Origin of the sequence: uncultured Gimesia sp., assembly GCF_937919775.1 — a bacterium.
In the GTDB taxonomy this organism is placed as follows: Bacteria; Planctomycetota; Planctomycetia; order Planctomycetales; family Planctomycetaceae; genus Gimesia.
This window is the reverse complement of the sequence record NZ_CALFPF010000507.1, coordinates 1-9,359: the sequence shown is the minus strand read 5'-3', so window position 1 is coordinate 9,359 and position 9,359 is coordinate 1. Positions and strand designations below refer to the sequence as shown.

Here is a 9,359-nt window from a genome sequence, read left to right as displayed (position 1 = left end):
ACTCCCTCAATCTGAAATTAGTGTGACAAACCCTTATTGAATTAGCAAACTGTTATATCAAAGTTTCTCATAAATTTTTTGAGAATTCTAAAAGCGGATTCCCAGCCATTCTCCCTTAAATCCCTTGTTTATTGAAGTTTAAGCTTGACCTTGCCCCCGATTTTTGGCATTCCCGAACCGGCCATCTGACTGGCCCGTTAAGTCGTCCTAATTGGCTTATTCCCAATGACTGTAAAAGCAAATGCAGTGAAATTACTCATCCAATACGAAAAACCTCTTTCTTTAACTGATTTCAAAATGAATTATAACTTTAACTACTTTATGACTCTTGAAATCTGAAGGTACTCGTTTTTTAATGGTTTTAGACTGAATGTCAGTGACAGACAGAAAACACTTGACTCATTTTTAACCACTAAGGATTCGGAAAGGACAATACAATGTCTTTGACAAAATTAAGCCGGCTTTGCGTCGTGCTTGTTACTGTCAGTATCTCAACTTGGGCCGTCGGATGCGGCAGCCCCGCTTCTACCCCCGCCAAACCTGCTGCCGAAGGTGCTCCCGCTGGAGACGCCCCTGCAGAAGCTGGTTCCACAACCGGTGATGCCGGCGCAGAAGTGCCTGAAGGTGGCGAAGAGCCTAAAAAAGAAAACTAGCCTGTGTCGAGGTTTACTGCAGCGTCTCCAAGGCCATTCGGGCCGAGCATTGACGCTATGGAAAAACAGGACGCGCTCCGGGGCAGCAAACCGCCCGGATATCAGTTCTCTGGTACCAACCTGAATTAAAAACGCCCGTTATCACAAACGGGCGTTTTTTTATTTCCTGAAATCGATATCGCTGACTATCAGGATGGGAACTTTACCGCTCACGCTCAGATCAGAGGTGGTATTCAAATTCCGGAAAGTTCACTGACAAAACCGTGCTATTTCCTGCGCGAGAGATTATAATGTCCCCTCTTTCCTCTAAAAGGATCGCAGTTCATTTCCTGTGCAACATTTCGCCGGGCAGGCGGTCAAAAGGGGCACCTGCGTGCCCCGGTAGGTTCTCCGAGATTTAAGGAACATTATTGTGAAATCAAAATCAGCACTCGCGTTTTGTCTGTACCTGCTGTTGAGCCTCGGCCTGCCTCACACGGCGCCAGCAGAAGAAGCCAGGCCACAAGGCAAATGGATTCCGCTGTTCAATGGGAAAAACCTGGATGACTGGACCGTAAAAATTCGCGGTTATGATGCGGATGATAACTTTGGGAATACGTTTCGCGTGGAGGATGGACTGCTGAAAGTGGGCTATGACCAATACGATGAGTTCGCCGAGAAATTTGGACATCTGTTTTACAAAGATGCCTTTTCGCATTATATCATCCGTGTTGAATATCGCTTTACCGGAGAGCAATCAAAGGGCGGTCCCGGCTGGGCATTTCGGAACAGTGGGATCATGGTTCACGGCCAAACTCCCGAAAGCATGTCAAAGGATCAACGATTTCCCGTTTCGATCGAAGTGCAGTTACTGGGAGGCAAAGGCTCGGGAAAACGTACGACAGCGAACCTGTGCACTCCGGGAACACATGTCGTCATGAATGATCAACTCTTCAAACCGCACTGCACGAACTCCAGCTCAAAAACCTATGATGGAGATCAATGGGTAACCGTGGAAGTAGAGGTACGCGGAAATGAAATTATTAAACACATCATCGACGGCAAAACGGTTCTCTCCTATACGAAGCCACAACTGGATGATCAGGATGCCGATGCCCAAAAGCTGATTGAAAAAGGAGCCCCCATTATGTTGGAGAAAGGGACCATTTCCCTCCAGTCCGAAAGCCATCCCATTGAATTTCGCAAAGTGGAACTCTTGAAGCTGGACCCTTAACAAATTCTACCCGGTATTGAGAATCGATATCAGGAACCTTCGCCCGGCAGCACATCTGAAGAGAGACCTTGTTTCAATACGCAAAAACAGGCAATTTTGATGCACTTCGCTCTGGAAGAAGTTGGCTCAATCGCGAATACTACTTTAACTGATGATCAAAGTAGAATTAATCCTGTCTGGCTCGCTGAATCGCCGGACTTACAAAGAAAACACTAGAGAAAGTAAAAGCTATGAAGGGTAGTCAGAAAATTATTGATGCCTTAAACGATGGATTAACCATCGAACTGACGGCGATCAACCTGTATTTCATCTCATCAAAGATGTGTAAAGACTGGGGCTTCGATAAGCTGGCCAAACACTTCTATGATGAATCGATTGAAGAAATGAAGCACGCCGATCAAATCATCGACCGCATTCTTTATCTGGACGGAGTCCCGGAAATCGCCCGTTATGACGTCATTCAAGTCGGGAAAACGGTGGAAGAACAGATCCAGAACAGCCTGACTCTCGAAACCAAAGGAGTCTCCACCTACAACGGAGCGATCGAACTCTGCCATCAGGAAAAAGATGCCGGCAGCCGCGAATTGATGGACCAGATGGTCGTCGAATCAGAAGACAGCATCGACTGGTGTGAAGCACAGCTGGAACTGATCAAGCAGGTCGGAATCCAGAATTACCTTGCAGAACAGATCCGCGTCTAAACCAGAACACTCCACTGCACGATTACGTCGATTATATTCGAGCCGAATCGTCTTGGAGAATGGTCATCACCTGGATTCAGGCTGGAGTTGACTCAAGCTGGGCGGCACAGAGACAACGCCGTTTGGACTGACCGCAATCGCCACACGACCCAACCAGCAGGTCTTTAATTCGACAATGGCAGGCAGTGCAGCCTTTTCCTGCACCACATCCACGGGTCACTTCATGAACTGATTCTGCACTGGTCGTCGTGATACATTCCTGCACTTCCTCAGGCGTCACCTTCAGACAGTGACAGAGAAAACGACGACGCGGAGCAATCTCAGGCGCCTGAATCGCTGCTGTTCGCTCTAACTTGCTCTCTGTAACGATTGACATATCACATCATACCCAAGCGTCTGTTGCATCCAGTGTGGCAGACGCTTTTTTGATTGAGAGTTAAATTCTTGGTTACTTCAGGGTTTTTCAGGCGGGACTCGCGATAACCCCAGTTTCAGGTTTGATCTCGTGGCAAGCAGACTATGAGACTCAGTCTCAACTACAACAAGTATATCGGTCTTTAGAGACCTGTCAACTACTTGAAAAAGAAATTTCTACTCTGAGGTAATCTTCGGATCAAAATAGCGCACAAAAAGGCACTCACCATAAGCACAAACAACGCTATTACAAGAACAAAACTCGCGGTCCTTTGATCGCAGCTTTAAGCAGAAACTCGAACCAGGGTATAAAAAAAGCCTGCTGAGGTAAGCAGGCCTGGAGCAATCATGTGTTGGACCTTACGATGTCTGCCTTTTAAAGGCAGTATCAGGATCGCGAAAACGGTATCCCACACCCCGCACGGTTTCAATCAGTTCGGAATGTTTTTCCAATTTCTGTCGCAATGCCCGAATATGCACGTCAATGGTTCGCTCCAGAACCAAGGCATCATCTCCCAAAGCAGCATCAATCAACTCGGCTCGCGAGAAAACACGGCCCGGCTGTCTGACCAGCGCTTCGAGTAATTCAAATTCACTTCGCGTCAGTGAAATCGGTACATCATCAATCATGACCCGATGCCGACGACGGTCAATCATCACTCCCTGGCTCACGATCGTGTCAGATGCCTCTCCGTTAGTTTCACGGCGTCTGAGCAAGGCTTTAATTCGCTCGAGCAGAATCTTGACACTAAAGGGCTTCGTCACATAATCATCTGCCCCCAGCGTAAAGCCAACAACCTGATCGGTCTCCTCTGATTTGGCAGTCAGCATCAGAATCAGCACATTGCTGGTCACAGGATCGGACCGCAATCTGCGGCAGACTTCCAGGCCATCCATTTGCGGGAGCATCAAGTCCAGAATAATCAAATCTGGTGCTTTGAGTTGTGCCTGTCTCAGCCCATCCATTCCATCCAGGGCAACAACGGCGTCGTATTTCTCCTGTCGCAGATTGTATGCGAGAACTTCAGAGAGAGAACGATCATCTTCAATCACAAGAATGCGTTTCTTTGACATATCTTTTCTTACACCACCTAAATTAAAACAAGTCAGCTGGAAAATGTTTGCTTATGACGATGACGAACAATTTCGCCTTCCGTTAAATAAATTACATCTTCAGCAATATTAGTCGTATGGTCGGCAATTCGTTCGATATGGCGTGCTGAAGAGAAAAAATGCAACGCCGGCTTAATCAGTTCCGGGTCGGTATGCATCAACAAATAAATCTCATTGATAATTTCCCGGTTATAACCATCGACAATATCATCACGTCTGCAAACATCGCGCGCTTTTTCAGTATCAAAATCGACAAAGGCATCAATCGCATCACGCAGCATGGAAACCGTAATTTTGGTCATTGGCTCCAGCGAAGCTGGAATGCGAAAATTCGGATAATGAGAAAGCCCGATGGTCCGCTCTGCGATATTGACTGCCAGGTCGGCAATCCGCTCCAGGTCATTGTTAATCTTCAGCACAGTTGCCGTTTTGCGTAAATCGACAGCCACCGGCTGATGTAACGCCAGTATCTTCAAGCATTCTTCTTCGATCTTGACTTCGCTTTCATTGATTGCGCGTTCTTTCTCAATGACTTCATTCGCCAGATCAACTCGAACTTCGTAGAGCGCACGACTGGCCTTGGAGATCATCTCTTCCACCAGAGAAGACTGAGTGATGATTTCTCGTCCAAGTGATTCCATGTCGCGCTGTAAATGTTTTGTCATTGGCTCATCCAAACCTGCCGGTGATGTAATCTTCGGTTTGCTGTTTTTTGGGATTCGTAAAGAGCTCTTCCGTTGCCCCGGATTCCACCAGTAAACCTTGATAGAAAAAAGCAGCCTGATCGGAAACCCGTGCTGCCTGCTGCATATTGTGTGTCACAATCACGATCGTATATTGTTCTTTGAGCTCGAAAATCAAATCTTCGATGCGCGCTGTAGAAGCCGGGTCTAAGGCGGAGGCCGGCTCATCCATCAGCAGAATATCCGGGTCATTCGCCAGGGCACGGGCAATACAGAGCCGATGCTGCTGACCGCCGGATAAATTCAGTGCTGATTCACTTAAACGGTCTTTCACTTCATCCCAGAGTGCCGATCGCTGCAGTGAGCGTTCTACAATCTCGTACAATTCTTTTTTCTTACGGATACCGGCAATCTTGGGACCAAACGAGACATTATCAAAAATCGACTTGGGAAACGGCGTTGATTTCTGAAACACCATCCCAATCCGCTTTCGCAAGGTGACGATATCAGTACGGGAAGAGTAAATATCCTGGCCTTCCAGCAATATTTCCCCCTCGACGCGTGTGCCTTCAATCATATCGTTCATCCGATTGAAACACCGCAAAAACGTCGACTTGCCACAACCGGAGGGACCAATAAATGCCGTTACACAACACTCGGGAATCGAAAGCGAGATGTCGGTTAAAGCACGATTTTCCGAATAATAAAACGACATATCACGCACGCTGATTTTTTCAGTGGCCTGCGCTAATTCGTCGGCAGTCCGCATGCCTTTGCCTTCCGGAATCGAAGGTCGAACCATAGGAGCTTTGGAATAACCGGAAGTCGCCTTATCGGATGGTTGCATAATCTTTTTAACCGAGGGTGTTGAAGCCATGGATTGAAAATCCTTGCTGAGTCCAATTATAGATACTTTTTATGAAATATGTGTCGATGATTATTTTGTTTTTCTTGTTGCTTTGAAAAAGCACATTTTTACCAGCGGATTTTTTTCCCATATTTATGACGCACAAAGACCGCAATGGCGTTCATGCTGACCAGCACGATCAAAAGCACCAGAATCCCCGCAGCAGCCAGATGGTGGAAATCTTCCTGAGGTCGTGCTGTCCAGTTAAAAATCTGGATCGGTAACGCCGTAAATTCATCGGTCAGTTTTTCAGGTACAAAAGGTACATAAGCCATCGCACCCACTGCAATTAAGGGTGCTGCTTCACCCAGCGCACGTGAAAGTGATAAAATCACGCCCGTCATGATTCCTGGCAGGGAAGCCGGTAAAACCTGATACCAGACGGTCTGCCAGCGAGTGGCCCCCAAGGCATACGCAGAACGGCGAATCGAATCGGGCACGGATCGCAATGCCTCTTGAGAAGCCAGGATGATAATCGGCAGGACAACCAGTGTCAGAGTCAGAGCCCCCGACAGCACACTCCGCTCTAAGGCCAGTGCCCGCACAAACAAGGCCAGACCCAGAATTCCATATACGATGGAAGGCACCCCTGCCAGATTGGAAATATTTAATTGAATCAATTTGCGCCATCTGCTTTTGGGAGCATATTCTTCCAGATAGACGGCTGCTCCCACGCCCAGGGGAACAGAAAACAATGCCGTCAGGCTGATCAGCCAGATGCTGCCCCATAATGCGGACTTGATCCCTGCTTTGACTGGAAAACGAGAAGGAAACCGTTCCACAAAGTCCCAACTCAGCCAATCTTTTCCCTGCAGAATGAGATTCCAAATCAAAACGAACAGCATCAAGACACAGGTCATCGTTGCCAGAAAACAGACCGAGGTAAACAGAAAGTTACTGAACCGGCCACGTCGTTTCGTTGTATAGATATCCAGTTTTGAGCTCATTCGTAACGTTCCCCTACGCGGGAGAGAATATACTGAGCGATCACGTTCATTGTCATCGTTGTCAGAAACAGTGTTAAACCCACTGCAAAAATAGTTCGATACTCAACCGTACCAGCTGGTGTATCACCCTGACTGACCTGCACGATATAGGCTGTCATCGTTTGAATACTCTCCAAAGGATTTAAGGTCAGCTTGGGTGTAGCACCGGCGGCTAAAGTGACCGCCATCGTCTCTCCAATCGCCCGGGAAATCGCCAGCAAAAAACTGGCGATAATGCCGGACAAAGCGGCGGGCACGACCACACGCACCGTTACTTCAAATTTGTTGGCGCCCAACGCAAAGGCGGCCCCTCTCAGAGAAAGTGGCACGGATTGTAAAATGTCTTCACTTAAGGAAATGATCATCGGCAGGATCATAATACCCACAACAATACAGGCACTCGCCGCATTGAAAACACCGGCACTGGGAAACACATACCGAATGATCGGGGACACAAATACCACTGCCAGATAACCGTAGACGACGGAAGGAATTCCTGCCAGAATTTCCAGCATTGGTTTGACAATATCACGAAAACGGGGAGACGCATACTCGCTGAGATAAATGGCTGTTCCCAGACCGATTGGAACAGCGACAATCGCAGAACCGCCGGCCACCAGCATCGTCCCGCACATTAAAGGTAAAATCCCAAAATGCTGCGGTTTCAATAATGGAGTCCACCTTGTACCCGTCAGAAATTCAATGATCGATACGTCAAAGAAAAATTGAATCGATTCATACAACAGAACAACGACAATTCCCACAGTGACCAGCACAGAAATGCTGGCACAGAGAAACAAGGTGAAATGAATCACTCCTTCATAGTAAGGACGCAGGCTGACCAACAGGCCACCCCCTGCCCGTTCTAAGGACGTAGAGCGAGGCAGCTTGATAACAGCTGCCTCGCCGAGTTCCATCTCGATCGATTGTTCTTCGCCGGAACGTTCTTCTGTCACTTGGACAATGCTCCCTTAAGGGCATCCTGGTTTGCTTTTTCCACTTCATCAGACACGGGCACATAACCAACGTCTTTGGAAAGTGCTGCAGCTTGTTCCAGATAAAACTTCACAAACGCAACCACTTCAGGCCGCTCCAATGCCGACTTACGCACATAAATAAACAGGGGGCGGGAAAGCGGGGCGTAAGAATTGTCACGCACGGTTTCCAGAGAGGGTTTTTTGCAACCATCGCCACTGTCGACACCCAACAGTTTCAGTTTGTCTTTGTTCTCTTCATAATATGCATATCCAAAATAACCGAGAGCATTTTCATCTGACTGGACCCCGGTCACCAGAACATTATCATCTTCGCTGGCTGTGTAATCAGCGCGGCTTGCTTTTTCCTCACCCACAATAGCTTCTGTGAAGTAATCAAAAGTCCCGGAATCGGTACCAGGCCCGTACAGTTTGATCTCTTTGGCTGGCCACTTGGGATTGAGGTCTTTCCACTGTTTCACATCACTCTCGGGACGCCACAATTCTTTAAGCTGACCAATGGTTAAACAATCGCACCAGGTATTTTTGGGATTTACAATTATTGCCAACCCGTCGAAGGCAACGGACAGTTCAATAAACTCGATCCCTTTTTCTTTACAGGCGGCAGCTTCTTTTTCTTTGATACCACGTGAGGCATCGCAGATATCGATTTCGCCGGCGATGAATTTTTTCATCCCGGCACCTGTGCCGGAAAACCCAACGATTACACGCACATCCGGTTGTACAGTACGAAATTCTTCTGCAACGGCTTCACTGATGGGATATACGGTACTAGAACCATCAATTTTCACGCCGCCGGCAAGTTTTTCGCCTCCCGCGGCCTTTGGTTCTGCTTCTGAACCTGCTTTTTTTGCAGCGGGATCAGTACTGTTGCTGCTTTCTCCTTTGCAGCCAACGCCAATCAGGGAAACTCCAATGGCAAGACACAGCAGCCCCATTACTTTCCCTATGTTTGTCGTGATCATTTCGTGCGATTCTCCCCATGCGGTATGTTTAGTCAACAAGTTAGATGTTTGCTTTGAATCCAAGTGATAAACAGGCCAGCCAAAACAAACCGGCGCCTGACACACCTTCTTCAGACGTGCATTAACATACCCGCAAATTGTTAAGAATATATTAAGAACTCATGAAGTACTTAATCTTTCCCGAACACGGAAACCACTGAGAAAATTTCGCGTAAGCAACTTAAATGAAAAGACTTACGAAACCGCCACTCGTCAACTAGCCCTTGGGGAGCCGGACGGAAAAGGTGCTTCCCTCTCCCACTTTACTTGTGACGGCAATCGTCCCGTTGAAGGACTGAACCAGATGTTTGACAATCGAAAGTCCCAATCCTGTTCCGCCTAATTCGCGCGAGCGGGCTTTATCGACACGGAAGAACCGTTCAAACAGACGTGCCTGATATTTTTCCTCAATCCCGATCCCGGTGTCCTGCACCTGGAGCAGCACCATATTCGTCTTCTCCCGCTGCCAGCGAATCGTGATTCGTCCCTGGTCGGGAGTGTATTTGATCGCATTATTAATCAGGTTCCCCAGAATCTGATGCAGACCTTCATCATCCGCTTTGACTTTGATGCCGGGTTCTTTTTCTTCAATCACCAGTTCAATATTCTTGGCTTCAGCCACCTTTTGCTGATCGACAAGACAAGATTCCACAAACGGTCTCAATTCGATGCTGATAATATCGAAGATCT

At 47.6% G+C, this 9,359-nt stretch carries 11 protein-coding genes; 3 read left to right on the top strand and 8 right to left on the bottom strand.

Annotation, left to right across the window (positions count from 1 at the left end):
• Positions 1 to 437: 437 nt before the first annotated feature.
• From Q0294_RS14485 to bfr, 3 genes are all read left to right on the top strand, one after another.
• Positions 438 to 653, top strand: a complete 216-nt coding sequence (locus tag Q0294_RS14485; RefSeq protein WP_299466784.1) for a hypothetical protein — start codon at positions 438 to 440, stop codon at positions 651 to 653.
• Positions 654 to 1,104: 451 nt separating this feature from the next.
• A complete protein-coding gene (locus tag Q0294_RS14480) occupies positions 1,105 to 1,866 on the top strand; it encodes a DUF1080 domain-containing protein (RefSeq protein ID WP_366917979.1) in 762 nt (253 codons plus the stop codon).
• Positions 1,867 to 2,096: 230 nt separating this feature from the next.
• Positions 2,097 to 2,567 carry a bacterioferritin gene (gene bfr / locus Q0294_RS14475; protein ID WP_299466778.1) on the top strand — a complete coding sequence of 157 codons (471 nt, stop codon included), beginning with the start codon at positions 2,097 to 2,099 and terminating at the stop codon, positions 2,565 to 2,567.
• 76 nt (positions 2,568 to 2,643) lie between these two features.
• On the opposite strand, the gene Q0294_RS14470 is transcribed toward bfr, so the two are convergent.
• The 8 genes from Q0294_RS14470 to Q0294_RS14435 form a co-directional block, all read right to left on the bottom strand.
• Complete coding sequence (locus Q0294_RS14470) at positions 2,644 to 2,943, bottom strand: (2Fe-2S)-binding protein (RefSeq protein ID WP_299466775.1); 300 nt, start codon at positions 2,941 to 2,943, stop codon at positions 2,644 to 2,646.
• A gap of 398 nt (positions 2,944 to 3,341) precedes the next feature.
• The gene (locus tag Q0294_RS14465) at positions 3,342 to 4,055 is read right to left on the bottom strand and encodes a response regulator transcription factor (protein WP_299466772.1); all 714 of its coding nucleotides are present in this window, start codon (positions 4,053 to 4,055) and stop codon (positions 3,342 to 3,344) included.
• A 32-nt stretch (positions 4,056 to 4,087) separates the two neighbouring features.
• A complete protein-coding gene (phoU, locus tag Q0294_RS14460; RefSeq protein WP_299466770.1) occupies positions 4,088 to 4,759 on the bottom strand; it encodes a phosphate signaling complex protein PhoU in 672 nt (223 codons plus the stop codon).
• A gap of 4 nt (positions 4,760 to 4,763) precedes the next feature.
• Complete coding sequence (gene pstB / locus Q0294_RS14455) at positions 4,764 to 5,546, bottom strand: phosphate ABC transporter ATP-binding protein PstB (RefSeq protein ID WP_299466787.1); 783 nt, start codon at positions 5,544 to 5,546, stop codon at positions 4,764 to 4,766.
• Positions 5,547 to 5,752: 206 nt separating this feature from the next.
• Positions 5,753 to 6,631, bottom strand: a complete 879-nt coding sequence (pstA, locus tag Q0294_RS14450) for a phosphate ABC transporter permease PstA (protein WP_299466767.1) — start codon at positions 6,629 to 6,631, stop codon at positions 5,753 to 5,755.
• Complete coding sequence (gene pstC, locus Q0294_RS14445; protein ID WP_299466764.1) at positions 6,628 to 7,626, bottom strand: phosphate ABC transporter permease subunit PstC; 999 nt, start codon at positions 7,624 to 7,626, stop codon at positions 6,628 to 6,630. The genes pstA and pstC overlap by 4 nt, the downstream gene beginning before the upstream one ends.
• Positions 7,623 to 8,630, bottom strand: a complete 1,008-nt coding sequence (locus Q0294_RS14440; protein WP_299466761.1) for a PstS family phosphate ABC transporter substrate-binding protein — start codon at positions 8,628 to 8,630, stop codon at positions 7,623 to 7,625. Before Q0294_RS14440 ends, pstC begins: the two co-directional genes overlap by 4 nt.
• Positions 8,631 to 8,886: 256 nt before the next feature.
• A partial coding sequence (locus Q0294_RS14435; protein WP_299466758.1) for an ATP-binding protein occupies positions 8,887 to 9,359 on the bottom strand: 473 nt, incomplete at its 5' end.

What these genes read in the sequence shown, in the direction of transcription:
- Q0294_RS14485 (WP_299466784.1), top strand. Translation starts at nt 438, where the DNA reads ATGTCTTTGACAAAATTAAGCCGGCTTTGCGTCGTGCTTGTTACTGTC.
- bfr (WP_299466778.1), top strand. Translation starts at nt 2,097, where the DNA reads ATGAAGGGTAGTCAGAAAATTATTGATGCCTTAAACGATGGATTAACC.
- Q0294_RS14470 (WP_299466775.1), bottom strand. Translation starts at nt 2,943, where the DNA reads ATGTCAATCGTTACAGAGAGCAAGTTAGAGCGAACAGCAGCGATTCAG.
- Q0294_RS14465 (WP_299466772.1), bottom strand. Translation starts at nt 4,055, where the DNA reads ATGTCAAAGAAACGCATTCTTGTGATTGAAGATGATCGTTCTCTCTCT.
- phoU (WP_299466770.1), bottom strand. Translation starts at nt 4,759, where the DNA reads ATGACAAAACATTTACAGCGCGACATGGAATCACTTGGACGAGAAATC.
- pstB (WP_299466787.1), bottom strand. Translation starts at nt 5,546, where the DNA reads ATGCGGACTGCCGACGAATTAGCGCAGGCCACTGAAAAAATCAGCGTG.
- pstA (WP_299466767.1), bottom strand. Translation starts at nt 6,631, where the DNA reads ATGAGCTCAAAACTGGATATCTATACAACGAAACGACGTGGCCGGTTC.
- Q0294_RS14440 (WP_299466761.1), bottom strand. Translation starts at nt 8,630, where the DNA reads ATGATCACGACAAACATAGGGAAAGTAATGGGGCTGCTGTGTCTTGCC.